The sequence below is a fragment of the Pseudomonas sp. LBUM1668 genome, from assembly GCF_059695715.1.
Map to the genome: position 1 here is coordinate 1,996,856 of NZ_CP166787.1, position 20,261 is coordinate 2,017,116.

16 protein-coding genes and 1 other RNA gene are annotated in these 20,261 nt (G+C 60.1%); 11 read left to right on the forward strand and 6 right to left on the reverse strand.

The window, feature by feature from the left end; translation table 11 throughout:
* The first annotated feature begins 1 nt into the window (after position 1).
* From smc to ffs, 5 genes are all read left to right on the forward strand, one after another.
* The gene (smc, locus tag ACA061_RS08925) at positions 2-3,490 is read left to right on the forward strand and encodes a chromosome segregation protein SMC (RefSeq protein WP_497301192.1); all 3,489 of its coding nucleotides are present in this window, start codon (positions 2-4) and stop codon (positions 3,488-3,490) included.
* Between the two features lie 259 nt (positions 3,491-3,749).
* Positions 3,750-4,610: a cell division protein ZipA gene (gene zipA / locus ACA061_RS08930; protein ID WP_497301193.1), complete on the forward strand. Its 861-nt coding sequence runs from the start codon at positions 3,750-3,752 to the stop codon at positions 4,608-4,610.
* A 163-nt stretch (positions 4,611-4,773) separates the two neighbouring features.
* Positions 4,774-7,131 carry an NAD-dependent DNA ligase LigA gene (gene ligA, locus ACA061_RS08935; RefSeq protein WP_497301194.1) on the forward strand — a complete coding sequence of 786 codons (2,358 nt, stop codon included), beginning with the start codon at positions 4,774-4,776 and terminating at the stop codon, positions 7,129-7,131.
* 187 nt (positions 7,132-7,318) lie between these two features.
* Complete coding sequence (locus tag ACA061_RS08940; RefSeq protein WP_497301196.1) at positions 7,319-8,485, forward strand: zinc-binding metallopeptidase family protein; 1,167 nt, start codon at positions 7,319-7,321, stop codon at positions 8,483-8,485.
* Between the two features lie 188 nt (positions 8,486-8,673).
* Positions 8,674-8,770: signal recognition particle sRNA small type (ffs, locus tag ACA061_RS08945), an RNA gene on the forward strand.
* Positions 8,771-8,981: 211 nt separating this feature from the next.
* Here ffs and ACA061_RS08950 read toward each other — a convergent pair.
* Positions 8,982-9,731 carry a substrate-binding periplasmic protein gene (locus ACA061_RS08950; protein WP_497301198.1) on the reverse strand — a complete coding sequence of 250 codons (750 nt, stop codon included), beginning with the start codon at positions 9,729-9,731 and terminating at the stop codon, positions 8,982-8,984.
* A 145-nt stretch (positions 9,732-9,876) separates the two neighbouring features.
* Here ACA061_RS08950 and dnaX point away from each other — a divergent pair, with 145 nt between their 5' ends.
* From dnaX to ACA061_RS08975, 5 genes are all read left to right on the forward strand, one after another.
* A complete protein-coding gene (dnaX, locus tag ACA061_RS08955) occupies positions 9,877-12,000 on the forward strand; it encodes a DNA polymerase III subunit gamma/tau (RefSeq protein WP_497301199.1) in 2,124 nt (707 codons plus the stop codon).
* Between the two features lie 68 nt (positions 12,001-12,068).
* Positions 12,069-12,407 carry a YbaB/EbfC family nucleoid-associated protein gene (locus ACA061_RS08960; RefSeq protein WP_042558527.1) on the forward strand — a complete coding sequence of 113 codons (339 nt, stop codon included), beginning with the start codon at positions 12,069-12,071 and terminating at the stop codon, positions 12,405-12,407.
* Between the two features lie 292 nt (positions 12,408-12,699).
* Positions 12,700-13,734 carry an NADPH-dependent curcumin/dihydrocurcumin reductase gene (curA, locus tag ACA061_RS08965; protein WP_150601365.1) on the forward strand — a complete coding sequence of 345 codons (1,035 nt, stop codon included), beginning with the start codon at positions 12,700-12,702 and terminating at the stop codon, positions 13,732-13,734.
* Between the two features lie 66 nt (positions 13,735-13,800).
* The gene (gene recR, locus ACA061_RS08970; protein WP_150601366.1) at positions 13,801-14,403 is read left to right on the forward strand and encodes a recombination mediator RecR; all 603 of its coding nucleotides are present in this window, start codon (positions 13,801-13,803) and stop codon (positions 14,401-14,403) included.
* A gap of 154 nt (positions 14,404-14,557) precedes the next feature.
* Positions 14,558-15,706: an acyl-CoA dehydrogenase family protein gene (locus ACA061_RS08975; protein WP_497301201.1), complete on the forward strand. Its 1,149-nt coding sequence runs from the start codon at positions 14,558-14,560 to the stop codon at positions 15,704-15,706.
* A gap of 90 nt (positions 15,707-15,796) precedes the next feature.
* On the opposite strand, the gene ACA061_RS08980 is transcribed toward ACA061_RS08975, so the two are convergent.
* Positions 15,797-16,345 carry an adenine phosphoribosyltransferase gene (locus ACA061_RS08980; protein WP_028621413.1) on the reverse strand — a complete coding sequence of 183 codons (549 nt, stop codon included), beginning with the start codon at positions 16,343-16,345 and terminating at the stop codon, positions 15,797-15,799.
* 78 nt (positions 16,346-16,423) lie between these two features.
* Positions 16,424-17,158 (reverse strand): fumarate/nitrate reduction transcriptional regulator Fnr, encoded by a 735-nt coding sequence (gene fnr, locus ACA061_RS08985; RefSeq protein ID WP_150601368.1) that lies wholly within the window; start codon positions 17,156-17,158, stop codon positions 16,424-16,426.
* 154 nt (positions 17,159-17,312) lie between these two features.
* On the opposite strand from fnr, the gene ACA061_RS08990 reads away from it, so the two are divergent.
* Positions 17,313-17,795, forward strand: coding sequence for a hypothetical protein (locus ACA061_RS08990; RefSeq protein ID WP_150616722.1), 483 nt, complete (start codon positions 17,313-17,315; stop codon positions 17,793-17,795).
* Here the strand turns inward: ACA061_RS08990 and hemN are convergent.
* The 3 genes from hemN to ccoS form a co-directional block, all read right to left on the reverse strand.
* A complete protein-coding gene (hemN, locus tag ACA061_RS08995; protein WP_497301203.1) occupies positions 17,792-19,174 on the reverse strand; it encodes an oxygen-independent coproporphyrinogen III oxidase in 1,383 nt (460 codons plus the stop codon). The two genes, ACA061_RS08990 and hemN, sit on opposite strands and share 4 nt — an antisense overlap.
* A gap of 177 nt (positions 19,175-19,351) precedes the next feature.
* Entirely contained in the window at positions 19,352-20,035 is a 684-nt protein-coding gene (locus ACA061_RS09000; protein ID WP_497301204.1) for a sulfite exporter TauE/SafE family protein, read from the reverse strand.
* A complete protein-coding gene (gene ccoS / locus ACA061_RS09005; protein ID WP_042558535.1) occupies positions 20,028-20,240 on the reverse strand; it encodes a cbb3-type cytochrome oxidase assembly protein CcoS in 213 nt (70 codons plus the stop codon). The genes ACA061_RS09000 and ccoS overlap by 8 nt, the downstream gene beginning before the upstream one ends.
* Positions 20,241-20,261 lie beyond the last annotated feature (21 nt).

Below are 20,261 nucleotides of genomic sequence, written 5' to 3' on the forward strand. Positions count from 1 at the left end.
CGTGCGGCTCAAGTGCATCAAACTGGCGGGATTCAAATCCTTCGTTGACCCGACCACGGTGAACTTCCCCAGTAACATGGCGGCGGTCGTCGGGCCGAACGGTTGCGGCAAGTCGAACATCATCGACGCCGTACGCTGGGTGATGGGCGAAAGTTCGGCGAAAAACCTGCGTGGCGAGTCGATGACCGACGTCATCTTCAACGGTTCGACCAGCCGCAAACCGGTGAGTCAGGCGAGTATCGAACTGGTATTCGACAACTCCGACGGCACGCTGCTGGGCGAATACGCGGCTTACGCGGAGATTTCGATTCGCCGCAAAGTGACCCGCGACAGCCAGACCACTTATTACCTCAACGGCACCAAATGCCGTCGTCGTGACATCACCGATATTTTCCTCGGCACCGGTCTGGGCCCGCGCAGCTACTCGATTATCGAGCAGGGGATGATCTCCAAGCTGATCGAGTCCAAGCCTGAAGACCTGCGTAACTTCATCGAAGAAGCGGCGGGGATCTCCAAGTACAAGGAGCGCCGGCGCGAGACCGAAAACCGCATCCGCCGCACCCATGAAAACCTCGCCCGTCTGACCGACCTGCGCGATGAGCTCGAACGTCAGCTCGAACGCTTGCACCGTCAGGCCGAGTCCGCCAAGAAGTATCAGGAATTCAAAGCCGAGGAGCGTCAGCTCAAGGCACAACTGTCGGCCCTGCGCTGGCAGGATTTGAACGATCAGGTGGGGCAGCGCGAGTCGATCATCGGCACCCAGGAGATCAGTTTCGAAGCGCTGGTCGCCGAGCAACGTAACGCCGATGCGGCGATTGAACGCTTGCGCGACGGGCATCACGACCTGTCCGAGCGCTTCAATCTGGTGCAGGGGCGTTTCTATTCGGTCGGTGGCGACATCGCCCGGGTCGAGCAGAGCATTCAGCACGGCCAGCAACGTTTGCGTCAGTTGCAGGACGACTTGAAAGAAGCCGAGCGCGCGCGACTGGAAACCGAGTCGCATCTGGGCCACGACCGCACGTTGCTGCTGACCCTCGGCGAAGAGCTGGACATGCTCACCCCCGAGCAGGAAATCACCAGCGCTGCCGCCGAAGAAGCCGCCGCTGCACTCGAAGATTCCGAAAGCGTCATGCACGGCTGGCAGGAGCAGTGGGACACCTTCAACCTCACCGCTGCCGAACCGCGGCGTCAGGCCGAAGTGCAGCAGTCGCGCATTCAGCAGCTCGAAACCAGCATGGAGCGCCTGGCCGATCGCCAAAAGCGCCTCGGCGAAGAGCGCGCGTTGCTCTCGGCGGACCCCGAAGACGCGGCGATCATGGAACTCAACGAGCAACTCGCCGAGTCCGAAGCGACCCTTGAAGATTTGCAGACCAGCGAAGAAGCCCAGGTCGAAAAGCTTGAGCAACTGCGTCAGGAATTGCAGCAAGCACTGACCGCGCAGCAGCAGGCGCAGGGCGATTTGCAGCGTCTCAATGGTCGCCTTGCCTCCCTTGAAGCCTTGCAGCAAGCGGCGCTCGATCCGGGCACTGGCACCGCCGAATGGCTGAAGGAACACAACCTCGCCGAGCGCCCGCGTCTGGCCGAAGGCCTGAAGGTCGAGGCCGGTTGGGAGCTGGCGGTAGAAACCGTGCTCGGCGCCGATCTGCAAGCGGTGCTGGTCGATGATTTCAGCGGTTTCGATTTGTCCGGTTTTACTCAGGGCGATTTGCGCCTGCTCAGCCCTGGCACCGACGGTGTTCGTGTGGCGGGCAGTCTGCTGGACAAAGTCGAGGCGCAGATCGATCTGTCGCCGTGGCTCGGTCAGGTCAAACCGGTCGACAGTCTGGAGCAGGCATTGGCCATGCGCGGCCAGTTGAGCGCCGGGCAAAGCCTGATCAGCCGCGACGGCTATTGGGTCGGCCGGCACTTTCTGCGCGTACGACGGGCCAGCGAAGCCGAAAGCGGCATGCTCGCCCGTGGCCAGGAAATCGAAGCGCTGCACCTTGAGCGCGAAGAGCGCGAAGCCACGGTCGAAGCCATGGAAAACCGTTTGCAAACCCTGCGCGCGCAGCAGCGTCAGCAGGAAAACGGTCGTGAACATCTACGGCGTTTGCTGCAAGACGAAGCGCGTCAGCAAGGTGAACTGAAAGCGCAATTGTCCGCCGGTAAAGCCAAGGCCGAGCAGCTGACATTGCGTCGTACTCGTCTGGATGAAGAACTGGTCGAACTCGGCGAACAACGTGCGCTGGAGCACGAACACATCGGCGAAGCGCGCATGCATTTACAGGAAGCCCTCGATGCGATGGCGCTGGACACCGAGCAGCGCGAGTTGCTGCTGGCCCAGCGCGACAGCCTGCGCGAACGCCTCGACCGCGTGCGTCAGGAAGCGCGGCAGCACAAGGATCACGCGCACCAACTGGCCGTGCGTCTCGGCTCGCTGCGCGCGCAGCACGACTCCACGCGCCAGGCGTTGGAGCGTCTGGAAATGCAGTCCGAGCGTCTGACCGAAAAGCGTGAACAGCTGAGTCTGAATCTGGAGGCGGGCGAAGCACCGCTGGAAGAACTGCGCCTGAAACTCGAAGAGCTGCTCGACAAGCGCATGACCGTCGATGAAGAACTCAAGACTGCGCAGATCGCGCTCGAAGATGCCGACCGCGAACTGCGCGACGCAGAAAAGCGCCGCACGCAAGCCGAGCAGCAATCGCAACTGATCCGTGGTCAGCTCGAACAGCAACGCATGGAGTGGCAGGCCCTGACCGTGCGCCGCAAGGCCCTGCAGGATCAACTGCTCGAAGACGGCTACGATCTCAACGGCGTGCTTGCCACATTGACGGCGCAAGCCAGTGAACGCGAAGCCGAAGAAGAACTCGAACGGATCAACGCGCGGATTCAGCGTCTGGGCGCGATCAACCTCGCGGCCATCGACGAATACACGCAACAATCCGAGCGTAAACGTTATCTGGATGCGCAGGACGCCGATCTGGTCGAAGCGCTGGAAACCCTGGAAAACGTTATCCGCAAGATCGACAAGGAAACCCGTAACCGTTTCAAGGATACCTTTGATCAGATCAATGGCGGATTACAGGCGCTTTTCCCAAAAGTTTTCGGTGGTGGACGCGCGTATTTGGAACTGACGGGCGAAGATCTACTCGATACAGGGGTGACGATCATGGCGCAGCCGCCAGGGAAGAAGAACAGCACCATCCATTTGCTCTCCGGCGGGGAAAAAGCCCTGACCGCGCTGGCACTGGTTTTTGCGATCTTCAAGTTGAACCCGGCGCCGTTCTGCATGCTCGATGAGGTTGACGCGCCGCTGGATGACGCTAACGTTGGACGCTACGCACGCTTGGTCAAAGAGATGTCGCAGACCGTGCAATTCATCTATATCACCCACAACAAGATCGCCATGGAAATGGCCGAACAGTTGATGGGCGTGACGATGCATGAACCGGGTTGTTCGCGACTGGTCGCGGTGGATGTCGAGGAGGCAATGGCGATGGTGGATGCCTGATTCGGCATCTTGTGGGAAAGGTATTAGGGGTTTGTAGGACTTTTTTACCGGGCTCGACTTGCTGGCCAATCGACATATTCGCGCAAGCCGATGAGACAGACGGTGTAAAGTTGTCTATGGTCGTGCTAGTTTAATGTCAATTTTTCGTATACGTGGGCAAAACGCCTGTCAGAACATAGAGTTGGCGCCACGTTTTAAAGCGGTTTGCACAGTGTAAACCCCTTATTTTTCAGCATTTTTTATAGAGGCACGGGATTACATGGAAATCGGTCTGCGCGAGTGGCTGATCGTCATCGGCATCATTGTGATAGCCGGTATTCTTTTCGATGGCTGGCGCCGGATGCGCGGCGGCAAGGGAAAACTGAAATTCCGTCTTGATCGAAGTTTGTCCAACCTGCCGGACGAGGACACCAGCCCAGAGCTGTTGGGCCCGGCCCGCGTACTGGACACACACAAGGAACCGCAACTGGACGAGCACGATCTGCCGTCGGTGAGCATGCCGGCCCGCGAAGCACGCGAGCCTCGCGAATCCGGCGCCAAACGTGGCAAGCGCGGCAGCAACGGTCCGGCCCAGGGCGACCTGAACCTCGATCTGGATCTGGACGGCGGCCCGAGCTTCAGCAGCCGTGACGACTTCGTAGAAGACGCCAAGCCAGCGCCTGCTATGGTCGAAAAGGATCAACCGCAAGCCGAAGAAGTTCTGGTGATCAGTGTGATCTGCCGCGACGCCGCCGGCTTCAAAGGCCCGGCGCTGTTGCAGAACATTCTGGAAAGCGGTCTGCGTTTTGGCGAGATGGATATTTTCCACCGTCACGAAAGCATGGCCGGCAACGGTGAAGTGCTGTTCTCCATGGCCAACGCGGTCAAGCCGGGCATCTTTGATCTGGACGATATCGACCATTTCAGCACCCCGGCGGTGAGCTTCTTCCTCGGCCTGCCAGGCCCGCGTCATCCGAAGCAAGCCTTCGACGTGATGGTGGCCGCAGCCCGCAAGCTGTCGCAGGAATTGAACGGCGAGCTGAAAGATGACCAGCGCAGCGTTCTGACCGCGCAGACCATCGAGCATTACCGTCAGCGCATCGTCGAATTCGAGCGCCGCGCCCTGACCCACAAGCGTTAAGGCTGAAGATCAAAAGATCGCAGCCTCGTTTCACTCGACAGCTCCTACAGGGTTTTTGATTTCTGTAGGAGCTGCCGAAGGCTGCGATCTTTTGAATCCGCCGCGAATGATGTATTGAAATGGAGCAGCCTCGGCTGCTCTTTTGCTTTATGAGAGAACACCCATGACCGCCGCCAAAAACCGCATTCTAGAGCTGCGCGCTGAACTCGATCAGCACAACTACCGTTATCACGTCCTCGATGAGCCGAGCATTCCGGACGCCGAGTACGACCGGTTGTTTCATGAGCTCAAGGCGCTGGAAGCGGCCAACCCCGACCTGATCACCAGCGATTCGCCGACCCAGCGCGTCGGCAGCGTGGCGCTCACCGCGTTCACGCAGGTGCGTCACGAAGTGCCGATGCTCAGCCTCGGCAACGCGTTTGAAGAAACCGATATGCGCGAGTTCGACCGTCGGGTGACCGAAGGTCTGGATCTGCCGGCCGGCGATCTGTTCGGCGGCAGTTCGGTGGTGGAATACAGCTGCGAGCCAAAGCTCGATGGCCTGGCGGTCAGCCTGCTGTATCAAAATGGCGTACTGGTGCGCGGCGCTACGCGCGGTGACGGCACCACTGGCGAAGACATCAGCGTCAACGTGCGCACGGTGCGCAATATCCCACTGAAGCTGCACGGCGAAGGCTGGCCGGCGACCCTGGAAGTGCGTGGTGAAGTGTTCATGTCCAAGGCCGGTTTCGAGCGCCTCAACGCCTCGCAACTGGAAGTCGGCGGCAAGACCTTCGCCAACCCGCGTAACGCGGCGGCCGGTAGTCTGCGTCAGCTTGACTCAAAGATCACCGCCAACCGTCCGCTGGAATTCTGCTGCTACGGCATTGGTCAGGTCTCTCACGATATTTCCGACACGCACATCGGCAACCTCAAGCAGTTGCAGAAGTGGGGCATGCCGATCAGTCATGAACTGAAACTGGCCAAAGGCATTGGCGAATGCCTGGATTACTACCGCGACATCGGCGCACGGCGTAACTCGCTGACCTACGAAATCGACGGCGTGGTGTTCAAGGTCAACAGCATTGCCGATCAGCGTGAGCTGGGTTTCCGCGCTCGCGAACCACGTTGGGCGATCGCGCATAAATTCCCGGCTATGGAAGAACTCACCGAGTTGCTCGACGTGGAATTCCAGGTTGGCCGCACCGGCGCTGTCACCCCGGTGGCGCGTCTGAAACCAGTCAAGGTTGCGGGCGTCACCGTGGCCAATGCCACGCTGCACAACATGGATGAAGTCGCACGACTGGGCCTGATGATCGGCGACACCGTGATCATCCGCCGCGCCGGTGACGTGATTCCGCAAGTGGTGCAAGTGGTCACCGAACGCCGTCCGGAAAATGCGCGGCCGGTGGCGATCCCGGAAAACTGCCCGGTCTGTGGTTCACACGTCGAGCGCACGCAACTGATCAAGCGCAGCAAGGGCAAGGAAACCGTCAGTGAGGGCGCAGTGTATCGCTGCGTCGGGCGGCTGGCCTGTGGCGCACAACTGAAACAGGCGATCATTCACTTCGTCTCACGTCGTGCGATGGACATCGAAGGCCTGGGCGACAAGAGCGTCGAGCAATTGGTCGACGAAGGTCTGGTCAGCTCACCGGCGGATCTTTACGCATTGAAGTTCGATGACATCGTCGATCTGGAAGGCTTCGCCGAAGTCTCCAGCAACAAACTGCTGGCAGCCATCGCCGACAGCAAGACGCCGGGGCTGGCGCGCTTCATCTACGCGCTGGGCATTCCCGATGTAGGCGAAGAGACCGCCAAGGTGCTCGCACGCTCGCTCGGTTCGCTGGAACGCGTGCAGCAAGCCTTGCCGCAAGTGCTGACCTACCTGCCGGATGTGGGTCTGGAAGTGGCACACGAGATTCACAGCTTCTTTGAAGATGCGCATAACCAACAGGTGATCAGCGAATTGCTGGGCCATGGTTTGCAGATTCAGGATCAAGGCGAGTTGGGCGCCGAGTTCGCCGCCAGCACCACGCTAGGTGGCTTTCTCGACAAGCTGCACATCCCCTCGGTCGGCCCGGGCGGGGCGCAAAAACTGGCGGACAAGTTCGGTTCGCTGGAAGCCGTGATGAACGCCGACTGGCTGGACATGCGTCAGGCGTTGCCGGAGAAGCAGGCGAACTCCGTGCGTGAATTCTTTGCACTGCCGGAGCATCGTCAGCTTGCCGAGGCTTCCGAGAAGCAACTGCGTGATTTCGGCATGCACTGGCAGAGCGAGAAGAAAGTCGTCGAAGGCTTGCCGCTGTCCGGCGAGACCTGGGTGCTGACCGGCAAGGTCGAGTTGATGAGCCGCGATGTCGCTAAAGATCACCTCGAAAGCCTGGGCGCGAAAGTCGCTGGTTCGGTCTCGGCGAAAACTCATTGCGTGGTCGCAGGCCCCGGCGCCGGTTCCAAGCTGACCAAGGCCAATGAGCTGGGCGTGAAAGTGATGGATGAAGAAACCTTTATCGCCTTCCTCAAAACCCACGGCGTCGCCGTTTAAGATCAAAAGATCGCAGCCTGCGGCAGCTCCTACAGGATGAGTGTTGCGCCACGCTGATGTGGATGCGCATTGATCCTCTGTAGGAGCTGCCGCAGGCTACGATCTTTTGATTTATCCCCAGCAAAGCGCGGGAACGATGTTGTCATGGCAATGATCTAGTCTTGGCAAGCCCCAGGGAGAGATCGCCATGTACCGCTTTTTCGAGCAGCTCAGTTCTCGCATCGTCGCGCCGTTCATGGCCGAGTCCTCACGCAACAGCAAAGTCTGGCCGTGCCGTTGCGGTCAGTCGCTGTTCTTTCGCAACAGCCAATGTCTGGCCTGCAACGCTTTGCTCGGTTATCAACCCGAAGCGAGTCGCCTGACCTCGCTGCAACCTGGATCGCAGGAGGGCACCTGCACACTGGACGCCGACCCTGATGCCGGCTTGTTTCGCCGCTGCGCCAACCTCGACACCGCCGCTGCGTGCAACTGGCTGCTGCCGTTCAACGGTCACGACGAACTGTGTATCGCCTGCAACCTCAATCGCACCATCCCCGACCTGTCCATCCCGGAAAACCCCGAGCGCTGGCGCAAAGTCGAAATCGCCAAGCGTCGCTTGGTCGCGCAACTGATCACCCTCGGCTTGCAGGTCATCCCGAAAACCGTGGATGAGGACACCGGGCTGGCCTTTGACTTCATCGGCGTCGACCTCGAAGGCAATGCGCCCATGACCGGCCACGCCAACGGCCTGATCACCCTCGACATCAAAGAAGCCGAAGACGCCCACCGCGAGCAGGTGAGGGCGCAGATGCACGAACCGTATCGCACGCTGCTCGGGCATTTTCGGCATGAGGTCGGGCACTATTACTGGGATCGACTGGTCGCCAATGGCCCGTGGCTCGACTCTTTTCGCAACCTGTTCGGCGACGAGCGCGCCAGCTACGCCGAGGCGCTCGACCGCCACTATCAGCAGGGCGCGCCGCTGGACTGGCCGCAGCACTACGTCAGCGCCTACGCGACCATGCATCCATGGGAGGACTGGGCGGAAACCTGGGCGCATTACCTGCACATGATGGACGCCGTCGACACCGCGCTGGGTTTCGGCATGAGCGCGCGCGAGATGGACTTCGACTATCAGCCTTTTCCGACTAGTACGTTGTACGACCCGGAACACCCCGGTGGGGAGGCGTTCCTGTCATTCGTCAACGCGTGGATCGAACTGGCAGGCATGCTCAATGAACTGTCACGCAGCATGGGGCAGCCGGATTTCTATCCGTTCGTGTTGCCGGCGCCGGCGATTGCCAAGCTGCATTTCATTCATCTGGTCATTCAGCAGGCGGGCGGCAGGGCGGATGAAGTATTAGCCGCGCAATAAGATCAAAAGATCGCAGCCTTCGGCAGCTCCTACATGAGGCGCATACCCCTGTAGGAGCTGCCGAAGGCTGCGATCTTTATGTCCTTGAACAGACTCATGTTTTTTTATCCACCCGAACGGTTGTAACTTCGTCTCAGATAGGTACAATGGCGCGGCTCGCCGACAGGCAAGCGTCGTTATGGTGACCCCATCGGTCCCCCCGCAACGATTACCCGTGAACCTGGTCAGATCCGGAAGGAAGCAGCCACAACGGGAACATTGTGTGCCGGGGTGTGGCTGGTGGGGTTACCACCTTAACGAACAATCGAACGCTTCAACCGAACTGCATGGGTTTCGCCCACTGCGGTTTTTTTGTGCCTGGGATTTATCAAATCAGCAAAAATCCCCGTTGTTGACGGGGGACCCTGTGGGAGCTGGCTTGCCAGCGATAGCGGTGGTGCAGATTCATTTATTTGACTGATATTCCGCCATCGCTGGCAAGCCAGCTCCCACAGGGTTATGGGGTGTTTTCGGGTTTGCCGGTGTACAGCCGGATAATCTCATCAATCTCCCCCGACATTTTCATCCGCAACAACGTGCGCAATATCCTCTGCACTGGCACGTTCGGATCATTCCTCACATAGCAACCGACATGCTGTTCCTGCAGCACCGCCACACCTTGCAGTTGCTGCTCCGGCGTCAGGCGTTGGTTGAACCAGTCCAGCGTCCACTGGTTGCTCACGGCGTAGCGATAACGCCCGGCCAACAGTTTTTCCAGCACCTGTTCCTGATTGCGCGCGTCTTCGCGTTGCAGTTGATCGGCATCGAACAGCGGTTGCAGGGTAGGGTAGGTGTAACCGAGTACGGTGCCGATCGACTGGCGGGGCAGGTCAGCCGGATCGAGTGTGTTCGGCAAACCCTGGCGGCTGATCAGCAAATCACGCTGAAACAACAGCGGCAGGCTCCAGATGTAATCCCCGGACTGATTCGGCAGCCACGACTGAGCGGCATAGCAACGCACATCAATCTCGCCGTGCTCCATGGCGCTTTGTACTCGGGCGCGGGGCAGGACGCTGAACTGCGCTGGCACGCCGACCTGAGTGGCCAGGCTGAGCATGATGTCGTAGAGGATGCCTTGTGTCGGTCGGCCGCGTTCGTATTGCACCATCGGCATCGCCCAGCTGTCGGGCATGGCGAAGCGCAACGGGGTTTGCGCTGCCGTCACATTCAGGCTGATCCCCAGCAGTGCCCCCACGGCCCAACGCATAAACGCTCCGGTAATTCCCGATCCCGAGCCGATAAAAGCCTCTGCTGATGCAGCTTAGCCATATTAGAGAAGGACACCGGATGCAATTTTGCCCTTGCTCCGCTAGCATTAGCCGCTTCAGCTTCCTTCGTTGCGACGGTTTTCGATGAGTTATCAGGTTCTTGCACGTAAATGGCGTCCGCGCTCGTTCCGCGAAATGGTCGGCCAGACCCATGTGCTCAAGGCTCTGATCAATGCCTTGGACAGCCAGCGGCTGCACCACGCGTACCTGTTCACCGGTACGCGGGGGGTGGGTAAAACCACGATTGCGCGGATCATTGCCAAATGCCTGAACTGTGAGACAGGTATCACTTCCAGCCCGTGTGGCGAATGTTCGGTGTGCCGCGAAATCGATGAAGGCCGTTTTGTCGACCTGATCGAGATCGACGCCGCCAGCCGCACCAAGGTCGAAGACACCCGCGAGCTGCTCGATAACGTGCAGTACGCGCCGAGCCGTGGGCGCTTCAAGGTCTACCTGATCGACGAAGTGCACATGCTCTCCAGCCATTCCTTCAATGCGCTGCTCAAAACCCTCGAAGAACCGCCGCCGTACGTCAAGTTCATTCTGGCGACCACCGACCCGCAGAAACTTCCGGCAACGATTCTTTCGCGCTGCCTGCAGTTCTCGCTGAAGAACATGACGCCTGAGCGCGTGGTCGAGCATTTGACCCACGTCCTCAGTGCCGAAAACGTGCCGTTCGAAGACGACGCGCTGTGGCTGCTGGGTCGCGCCGCTGATGGCTCGATGCGTGATGCCATGAGCCTGACCGACCAGGCCATCGCGTTCGGCGAAGGCAAGGTTATGGCCACCGACGTGCGGGCGATGCTCGGCACGCTGGATCACGGCCAGGTCTACGACGTGCTGCACTCGTTGATCGAGGGCGATGCCAAGGCGTTGCTCGAAGGCGTGCGTCACCTGGCGGAGCAGGGTCCGGACTGGAACGGCGTGCTTTCGGAAATTCTCAATGTGTTGCACCGCGTGGCCATCGCTCAGGCGTTGCCGGATGGTGTCGATAACGGCCATGGCGACCGTGATCGGGTGTTGGCATTGGCGCAGGCGTTGCCGGCCGAAGACGTGCAGTTCTATTACCAGATGGGCCTGATCGGGCGCCGCGATTTGCCGCTGGCACCCGACCCGCGTGGCGGCTTCGAAATGGTCTTGCTGCGGATGCTGGCCTTCAGGCCCGCAGACACCGCGGACGCCCCGAGGCAACCGCTAAAGCCAGTGGGGATCAGCCAGGCCACAGTTGATTCCGCAAACTCCGTGGCTGCCGCGCCTAAACCTGCGCCGGTGGTCGCTGCGACTGTTGCGCCAACGCCAACGCCAGTGGCTGCACCTGCACCTGCGCCTGCGCCAGTGCCGGCTCCAGCGCCAGTCGCCGCACCGGCTCCCGAGCCTGTGGTTGCAGCTGAGCCGGAGCCTGCGCCGGAACCTGAACCCGAGCCAGTCGCTGTCGAAGCTGTCATCGATCTGCCCTGGAACGATCCGGTAGAACCTGAGCCCGAGCCGGTGCAGCAACCTGCCGTCGAGCCCATGCTGGAAACCGCCGCTGAGCAGCCTGATCTGCCGCCGATGCCGCTGCCGACCCCCGACAGCGTCGTCCCTGACGCGCCAGAGTGGGCCGCCGCGCCGATCCCTGAGCCGAGCGTTGCCGAAGTCGATGCCGCCACACCGGGCATGGACGCGGACGATGAGCCGCCGCTGGATGAGGATTACATCGAGCCGGACATCGATTCGGCCTACAGTTACCTCGACGAACTGGCCAGCGAACACGCCGCAGAGCCGGCTCCGGAACCCGAGCCAGAGCCCGCCGCGATGCCGGCCACAGGTCTGGCGTTGCAGTGGCTGGAGTTGTTCCCTAAATTGCCGATCTCCGGCATGACTGGCAGCATCGCCGCCAACTGCACATTGATCGCGGTCGATGGCGACCATTGGTTGCTGCACCTGGACCCGGCGCACAGTGCTCTGTTCAACGCCACTCAACAGCGTCGTCTCAACGATGCGTTGAACCAGTACCATGGCCGCACGCTGGGCCTGACCATCGAACTGATCAAGCCTGAGCAGGAAACCCCGGCACAGGCTGCCTCGCGTCGGCGCGTCAACCGTCAGCGCGAAGCTGAAGAATCGATCCACGGTGATCCGTTCATCCAGCAGATGGTTCAGCAGTTCGGCGCGGTCGTGCGAAGCGATACTATTGAACCTGTCGACGCTCTGGTCGCTCAGGGCTAATAACTGAAGGCGTTCGGTGTTAATCGCCGGGCGCTGTTTTTGATCCAAGTACTTTTGAGGTGATTCCCATGATGAAAGGTGGCATGGCCGGCCTGATGAAGCAGGCGCAGCAGATGCAGGAAAAAATGGCCAAGATGCAGGAAGAACTGGCCAACGCCGAAGTCACCGGTAAAGCCGGTGGCGATATGGTCACCGTGGTGATGACCGGTCGTCACGACGTGAAAAGCGTGAGCATCGACCCAAGTCTGGTTGAAGGCCTGAGCGAAGACGACAAGGAAATGCTCGAGGCCGTTGTTGCCGCCGCCGTCAACGACGCCGTGCGCAAGATCGAAGCCAACAGCCAGGAAAAAATGGGCGGCATGACTGCCGGCATGAACCTGCCAGCGGGTATGAAACTGCCATTCTGATTCGCCATCCGGCGGCAGATGAGCTACACAAAATGCCAGGCATTGCGCCTGGCATTTTTGTTTCTGGCAGATTTCAACGTGTGTAACAAAATCTTTGCCAGGCCAGGCTCCTGTAGGAGCTGTCGAGTGAAACGAGGCTGCGATCTTTTGATTCGGGCTTTTAAAATCAAAAGATCGCAGCGTGCCGCAACTCCTACATGGATAGTGTGCAGCGACGAAACATCGAACCCGCCACGGCCACAAAGGTCTGCTCCCTATACCCCGGAATTCATCATTCAAAGGAGACGCTGACATGTCCGACCCTCTGACCCTCAACCAGCGCTTTGTGCTGGCCTCGCGCCCGGTTGGCGCGCCGACCCCCGAGAACTTTCGCCTGGAGCGCGAAGCCCTGCCGGATCTTGAAGATGGCCAGGTGTTGCTGAAAACCCTGTACCTGTCGCTCGATCCCTACATGCGCGGGCGCATGAGTGACGCTCCGTCCTACGCCGCCCCGGTACAAATCGGTGAAGTGATGACCGGTGGCGCTGTCAGCCGAATCGAGCGTTCGCGTCATCCGAAATTCCATGAAGGTGATCTGGTCGTCGGTGCCACCGGTTGGCAAAGCCACAGCATCAGCGACGGGCGCGACATCATGCCGATCCCGTCCGGGCTGCCGAGCCCGTCGATGGCCCTTGGGGTGCTGGGCATGCCCGGCATGACCGCGTACATGGGCCTGATGGACATCGGGCAGCCGAAAGAAGGCGAAACTCTGGTGGTGGCTGCCGCTTCCGGCGCTGTAGGCTCGGTTGTCGGCCAGGTGGCGAAGATCAAAGGTCTGCGCACGGTCGGCGTGGCGGGTGGCGCCGAGAAGTGCAGATACGTGGTCGAGGAATTGGGCTTCGACGCTTGCATCGATCACAAGGCTGCGGATTTCGCCGAGCAACTGGCCAAGGCCTGTCCCGATGGCATCGACATCTATTACGAAAACGTCGGTGGTCATGTTTTCGATGCCGTGGTGCCGCTGCTCAATCCCAAGGCGCGTATTCCGCTGTGCGGCCTGATTGCCGGTTACAACGCCCACGAAGCACCGCAAGGCCCGGATCGTTTGCCGATGCTGCAACGCACGTTGCTGACCAAGCGTGTGCGGATTCAAGGTTTCATCGTGTTCGATGACTACGGCGATCGTCAGCCGGAGTTCATCAGCCACATGGTGCCGTGGGTGCGCGACGGCAAGGTCAAATTCCGTGAAGACGTGGTGGAAGGCCTGGAGCAGGCGCCCGAGGCGTTTATCGGTCTGCTGGAAGGACGCAACTTCGGCAAACTGGTCGTGCGGGTTGCCCAGGACTGAGTATTTGACGCTGGCCAGAGGCGCGGGTATAAACCGCGTCTCGTTGTTTTGTCGGACTTTTTACCCATGAGCTTCAGCCCTTTGATTCGCCAACTGATCGACTCCCTGCGAATTCTGCCGGGTGTAGGTCAGAAAACCGCCCAGCGCATGGCGCTGCAGTTGCTCGAACGTGACCGCAGCGGCGGTACGCGCCTGGCCCAGGCGCTGAGCCAGGCCATGGAAGGGGTGGGGCATTGCCGCCAGTGCCGTACGCTGACCGAAGACGATCTGTGCCCGCAGTGCGCCGATACCCGCCGCGACGACACGTTGCTGTGCGTGGTTGAGGGACCGATGGATGTTTACGCGGTCGAGCAAACCGGATTCCGTGGGCGTTACTTCGTGCTCAAGGGGCATTTGTCGCCGCTGGACGGCCTCGGGCCTGAGGCCATCGGCATTCCGCAATTGATCACGCGGATTGAAGAGGCGGGTACGTTTACCGAAGTCATCCTGGCCACCAACCCGACGGTGGAAGGTGAAGCGACGGCGCATTACATCGCTCAGTTGCTCAACAACAAAGGCCTGATCGCTTCGCGAATTGCCCACGGTGTACCACTGGGTGGCGAGCTGGAGCTGGTGGACGGCGGCACGCTGGCGCATTCGTTTGCCGGGCGTAAACCGATCGCTCTCTGAAAAAAGCAAAAGATCGCAGCCTTCGGCAGCTCCTACAGGGGAATGCATTTCAACTGTAGGAGCTGCCGAAGGCTGCGATCTTTTGATCTTCTGCATCTTGAAAACCAAGCAAGCGCTCGGTTAACGTCAGCGAACTCTTCGATGGAGTTCGCCCATGCCTGCCTTTCAGGAATACTTCGACCCCAGCCACCAAATGGTCCGCGACAGCGTCAGACGTTTCGTCGAGCGCGAGGTCCTGCCGGATATTGATGCGTGGGAAGAAGCCGAAAGCTTCCCCCGTGAGCTGTACTTGAAAGCGGGTGCCGCCGGCATCCTCGGCATTGGCTACCCCGAAGCACTGGGCGGCAGCCACGAAGGCGATCTGTTCGCCAAGGTTGCCGCCAGTGAAGAGCTGATGCGCTGCGGCTCTGGCGGCCTGGTGGCCGGGCTGGGTTCGCTGGATATCGGCCTGCCGCCCATCGTCAAATGGGCGCGACCTGAAGTGCGCGATCGCGTTGTGCCGCAAGTGCTCAGCGGCCACAAGATCAGCGCGCTGGCCGTCACCGAGCCCGGCGGCGGCTCCGATGTCGCCAACCTGCAAACCCGCGCCGTGCGCGACGGCGACTTCTACCGCGTCAGCGGCAGCAAGACCTTTATCACCAGCGGCGTTCGCGCCGACTTCTATACCGTCGCGGTGCGTACTGGCGCGCCGGGTTTTGGCGGCATCAGCCTGCTGCTCATCGAGAGGGGCACGCCGGGGTTCACCGTTGGCCGGCAGTTGAAGAAAATGGGCTGGTGGGCGTCGGACACGGCTGAATTGTTCTTCGACGATTGCCGGGTGCCTGTAGGAAACCTGATCGGCGCTGAGAACATGGGCTTCGCCTGCATCATGGGCAACTTTCAGAGCGAACGGCTGGCGTTGGCACTGATGGCCAATATGACCGCGCAGCTTGCGCTTGAGCAGAGCCTGAAGTGGGCACGCGAGCGTGAAGCGTTTGGTAAGCCGATCGGCAAGTTTCAAGTGATCAAGCATCGCCTCGCCGAAATGGCCACGGCGCTGGAAGTGTCGCGCGAGTTCACCTACCGGCAAGCGGCGAAAATGGCGGCGGGGCAGAGTGTGATCAAGGAGATTTCCATGGCCAAGAATTTTGCCACGGACACCTCGGACCGAATCACCACCGAGGCCGTGCAGATACTCGGCGGGTTGGGTTACATGCGTGAAAGTCTGGTGGAGCGGCTGTACCGGGATAACCGCCTCTTGTCGATCGGCGGCGGGACGCGGGAGGTGATGAACGAGATCATCAGTAAGCAGATGGGGCTTTAGAAGCAAAAGATCGCAGCCTTCGGCAGCTCCTACAGGGAAATGCACATTTCAATGTAGGAGCTGCCGAAGGCTGCGATCTTTTGATCTTTATTACTTGTCAGTCAAAGCAAACTGCGTCAGGCAGAACGTCGGAATTCCCATATCCTGCAGACGCTGCGAACCGTTCAGCTCCGGCAGATCAATAATCGCTGCCGCCTCGTGTACTCGTGCGCCCATGCGGCGAATCAGGTTGGCCGCCGCAATCAGCGTGCCGCCAGTCGCGATCAAATCATCGAACATCACCACCGAGTCGCCTTCACACAGGCTGTCGGCGTGCACTTCCAGGAAAGCTTCGCCGTACTCGGTCGCGTAACCTTCAGCCAGTACGTCGGCCGGCAGTTTGCCCTGCTTGCGGAACAGCACCAGCGGCTTGTTCAACTGATAGGCCAATACCGAACCGATCAGAAAGCCGCGAGCATCCATCGCGCCGATATGCGTGAAGTCGGCTTCGACGTAGCGGTGAGCGAAGCTGTCCATCACCAGGCGCAGGGCCGTTGGCGACTGGAACAGCGGGGTGATGTCGCGAAAGATCACGCCCGGTTTCGGGAAGTCGATCACGGGGCGGATCAGGGATTTGATGTCGAAGGAGTCGAAGACCATCGTCGAGGTGTCCTGGCAGGGCTGCAAACGGCGCAGTATACCCGCGGCTGAATCGATTCGCTCGGCCGCGGGTCGAGATCAGCCTTCCAGCGAACCGCCAGCCAGAGCGCAGAGCTGGATCGGGTCGAGAATGTGGATCTCTTTGCCTTCGGCTGCGATCAGTTGGTTTTGCTGGAAGCGGGTGAATACGCGGGACACGGTTTCCACCGCCAGGCCCAGGTAGTTGCCGATTTCATTGCGCGACATGCTCAGGCGGAACTGATTGGCCGAGAACCCGCGAGCGCGGAAGCGTGCCGACAGGTTGACCAGGAAAGTCGCGATGCGCTCATCGGCGGTTTTCTTCGATAGCAGCAACATCATTTGCTGGTCGTCGCGGATCTCGCGGCTCATCACGCGCATCAACTGGCGGCGCAGCTGCGGCAGTTGCAGGGCCAGTTCGTCGAGGCGTTCGAAAGGGATTTCGCAAACCGAAGTGGTTTCCAGTGCCTGAGCGGAGACCGGGTGTTTCTCGGTGTCCATGCCGGACAGGCCGACCAGTTCGCTCGGCAGGTGGAAACCGGTGAGTTGTTCTTCGCCGGCATCGCTCAGGCTGAAGGTTTTCAGGGCGCCGGAGCGTACTGCATAAACGGAATCAAACGTGTCGCCCTGGCGGAACAGGAACTCACCCTTTTTCAACGGGCGGCCGCGTTTCACGATTTCGTCCAGCGCTTCCATGTCTTCCAGATTCAGAGAAAGTGGCAGGCAGAGGGGGGCCAGGCTGCAATCCTTGCAATGGGCCTGGGTGTGAGCGCGCAGTTTGACTGGCTCGGACATTTCTTCAATCCTTGTGGGAAAACACACATAAGCCGTAAGGGTAACTCACGGGAGGACGTTCAGGCCAGTTTATGGCGAGTTTGTCCCACGGGCGTAAAGCCGCAGGGCAATTGGCCGATAAACTGTTATCAGAGCTTTGGAAGGAACCGGTTCAATGGCTGCCATTGGTACGCTGGGCCCCGCTAGCAGCGGTGTTGAGGCATTGTCGGAAACGTTTAAAAACGCCGACGGCAAAGACCGCGACGCCGACTCGACTACACAGGCAACCCCGACCTTGGTCGAAGGCGTCAAAGTGTCGCTGTCCGGTGCTTCAATCGAGCGATCGGCCGGTTCCGGTGGCGATAATCGCGACATCGAAGAGAGCGGCTTGCCCGAGAACATTCAGCAACTGCTGAAGATGATTCGTAAATTGCAAAAACAGATCGCCGAGAAAAAGGCGCTTATCGAAAAGATCATGGCCGACAAGCGCCTTTCCAACGAAGAAAAGATCATCAAGGTTGGCGCGCTGCGCGGCGCCATTGCCGCGTTGAACACCGGTCTCATCACCGCCAATCTGGCTTTGTCCAAAGTGGTGGGGCAGTCGGGTCTGACGTCTGATCAGAACCTGAAAGTGGGTTCGCTGTTGATGAAAAACTAAATTACCCGCGAAAAGCGCTGGCGATTCTGCTGTTCAAGGTAGGCGTCGAACACCATGCACACCGAGCGCACCAGCAGTCGTCCGGCTGGCAATACTTTGATTTGCTCGCGATCAAGGGTGATCAAGCCATCCTTGGCCATCTCTTGCAGTTGAGGCCACAGAGCGCCGAAGTAACCTTGAAAATCGATGTTGAACTGTTGCTCGATCTCGGCGAAGTCCAGGCTGAAATTGCAGATCAGTTGCTGAATCACCGCCCGCCGCAACCGATCATCGGCATTGCACACCAGGCCCCGACTGGTCGCCAGTTGCGCTGAGGCGAGGGTGTTCTGGTATTCGTTGAGGTCGCTGCTGTTCTGGCAGTACAGGTCGCCTATCTGGCTGATCGCCGACACGCCCAATCCCACCAGATCGCAATGACCATGGGTGGTGTAGCCCTGGAAGTTGCGCTGTAAGGTGTGTTCTTCCTGAGCGATCGCCAGTTCGTCGTCGGGCAGGGCGAAGTGGTCCATGCCGATATAGCGATAACCGGCGGCGGTCAGTTGTTCGATGGTGCGCTGGAGCATTTCCAGTTTTTGCGCGGGGCTCGGCAGGTCATGGCCGTTGATCCGCCGCTGCGGCATGAAGCGTTCCGGCAAGTGCGCGTAGTTGAACACCGAGAGCCGATCCGGTTGCAGGCTGATGACTTCTTCCACTGTGCGGGCGAAGTTCTCCGGGGTTTGTTTGGGCAAGCCGTAAATCAGATCGATGTTGATCGAGCGAAATTGCAGCGTGCGCGCGGCGTCGATCACCGCGCGGGTTTCTTCCAGACTTTGTAGGCGATTGACCGCTCGCTGCACCACCGGGTCGAGGTCTTGCAGGCCGATGCTGACCCGGTTGAAGCCCAGTTCGCGGAGCAGGCCCATGGTCGACCAGTCGGCTTCACGCGGGTCGATTTCGATGCCGTAATCGCCGGAGTCATCGTCCAGAAGATTGAAGTGCTTGCGCAGATGCGCCATCAGTTGGCGCAGTTCGTCGTGGCTGAGAAAGGTCGGCGTACCGCCGCCAAAGTGCAGTTGCTCGACTTTCTGCGCCGGGTCGAGGTGGCAGCCGATCAGCTGGATTTCCTGCTCGAGCCGTTGCAGATACGGCAGGGCGCGGCCGCGATCCTTGGTGATGACCTTGTTGCAGGCGCAGTAGTAGCAAATGTTCGCGCAGAACGGCACATGCACGTACAACGAGAGCGGGCGCTGGGCTTTACGGCTGTCGCGCAGGGCATGGAACAGGTCGAACGTACCGACCTGACTGTTGAATTGCACGGCCGTCGGATACGAGGTGTAACGCGGCCCCGCCAAGTCGTAGCGGCGGATCAAATCGGTGTCCCAACGAATGGCGTCGAGCATGCGGGCATTCCCCCGGATAGGCTGGCAGTGTGGCGAGTCTATCGGGGTGCGGCGATGGGGCTGTTGATTTGCATCAACAGCATAAGATCAAAAGATCGCAGCCTGCGGCAGCTCCTACAGGGGGACACATTCCAATGTAGGAGCTGCCGAAGGCTGCGATCTTTTGATCTTGTGCTTTTAATGCCCCATCAACCAATGCTGATGCGGGCCGGGCAATGTCCAGATCCCGAACAGAATCACCAGCAAACCCCCCGTCATCCGCACGCTGCGCTTGCGCAACAGCGCCGTCACCCGTTCGGCGGCGAGGCCGGTGGCCAGCAACACCGGCCACGTACCGAGCCCGAATGCGAGCATCAGCAACGCACTGTCCAGCGCATTGCCCTGGCTCGCTGACCACAGCAACGTGCTGTAAACCAGTCCGCACGGCAGCCAGCCCCACAGTGCGCCAAGCAGCAAGGCGCGGGGCAAGCTCGACACCGGCAGCAAACGGTTGGCCACTGGCTGAATGTAGCGCCACAAACCGCGCCCCAGGCTTTCGATGCGGGTCAGACCGCTCCACCAGCCTGCCAGGTACAGGCCCATGGCAATCAGCAGCACGCCGGCCAGTACACGCATGAATAACGCGGCCGGGCTGTTGGCCACCGCCCACCCGGCGAGGCCGATCAGCAATCCGGCCGTGGCATAGCTGAGAATGCGCCCAAGGTTATACGCCAGCAGCAAGCGAAAGCGACGACTGCGTTGTTCCTTGGGGATCGCCAGGGTCAGTGCGCCCATCAAGCCGCCGCACATCCCCAGGCAATGGCCGCCGCCGAGCAATCCGAGGATCAGCGCCGACACCAGCAGTGGCGCCAGCTCAAGCATGAGGAGGGGCCTTGTCGTCCGGTTTCTGCGCGCGGGCTTCGTCCACCGCTGCGGTGTGGTTCGGGTCCTGATCATCGAACAGGATGCTGTGGGCCGGACCGTCGAGGTCGTCGTACTGGCCGCTGTCCACCGCCCAGAAGAAGATGTACACGGCGATGGCCACGATCAGCAGGGCGGCCGGGATCATCACGTAGAGAGCTGGCATCTGTACTCCATGCCCGCGCGG

Excerpts from the sequence above, each read along its gene's own strand:
- ccoS (WP_042558535.1), bottom strand. The coding sequence starts at position 20,240 with ATGCCAGCTCTCTACGTGATGATCCCGGCCGCCCTGCTGATCGTGGCC.
- ACA061_RS08950 (WP_497301198.1), bottom strand. The coding sequence starts at position 9,731 with ATGCGTTGGGCCGTGGGGGCACTGCTGGGGATCAGCCTGAATGTGACG.
- ACA061_RS08940 (WP_497301196.1), top strand. The coding sequence starts at position 7,319 with ATGTACCGCTTTTTCGAGCAGCTCAGTTCTCGCATCGTCGCGCCGTTC.
- curA (WP_150601365.1), top strand. The coding sequence starts at position 12,700 with ATGTCCGACCCTCTGACCCTCAACCAGCGCTTTGTGCTGGCCTCGCGC.
- recR (WP_150601366.1), top strand. The coding sequence starts at position 13,801 with ATGAGCTTCAGCCCTTTGATTCGCCAACTGATCGACTCCCTGCGAATT.
- ACA061_RS09000 (WP_497301204.1), bottom strand. The coding sequence starts at position 20,035 with ATGCTTGAGCTGGCGCCACTGCTGGTGTCGGCGCTGATCCTCGGATTG.
- ligA (WP_497301194.1), top strand. The coding sequence starts at position 4,774 with ATGACCGCCGCCAAAAACCGCATTCTAGAGCTGCGCGCTGAACTCGAT.
- hemN (WP_497301203.1), bottom strand. The coding sequence starts at position 19,174 with ATGCTCGACGCCATTCGTTGGGACACCGATTTGATCCGCCGCTACGAC.
- ACA061_RS08990 (WP_150616722.1), top strand. The coding sequence starts at position 17,313 with ATGGCTGCCATTGGTACGCTGGGCCCCGCTAGCAGCGGTGTTGAGGCA.
- ACA061_RS08975 (WP_497301201.1), top strand. The coding sequence starts at position 14,558 with ATGCCTGCCTTTCAGGAATACTTCGACCCCAGCCACCAAATGGTCCGC.
- ACA061_RS08980 (WP_028621413.1), bottom strand. The coding sequence starts at position 16,345 with ATGGTCTTCGACTCCTTCGACATCAAATCCCTGATCCGCCCCGTGATC.
- zipA (WP_497301193.1), top strand. The coding sequence starts at position 3,750 with ATGGAAATCGGTCTGCGCGAGTGGCTGATCGTCATCGGCATCATTGTG.
- ACA061_RS08960 (WP_042558527.1), top strand. The coding sequence starts at position 12,069 with ATGATGAAAGGTGGCATGGCCGGCCTGATGAAGCAGGCGCAGCAGATG.
- fnr (WP_150601368.1), bottom strand. The coding sequence starts at position 17,158 with ATGTCCGAGCCAGTCAAACTGCGCGCTCACACCCAGGCCCATTGCAAG.
- dnaX (WP_497301199.1), top strand. The coding sequence starts at position 9,877 with ATGAGTTATCAGGTTCTTGCACGTAAATGGCGTCCGCGCTCGTTCCGC.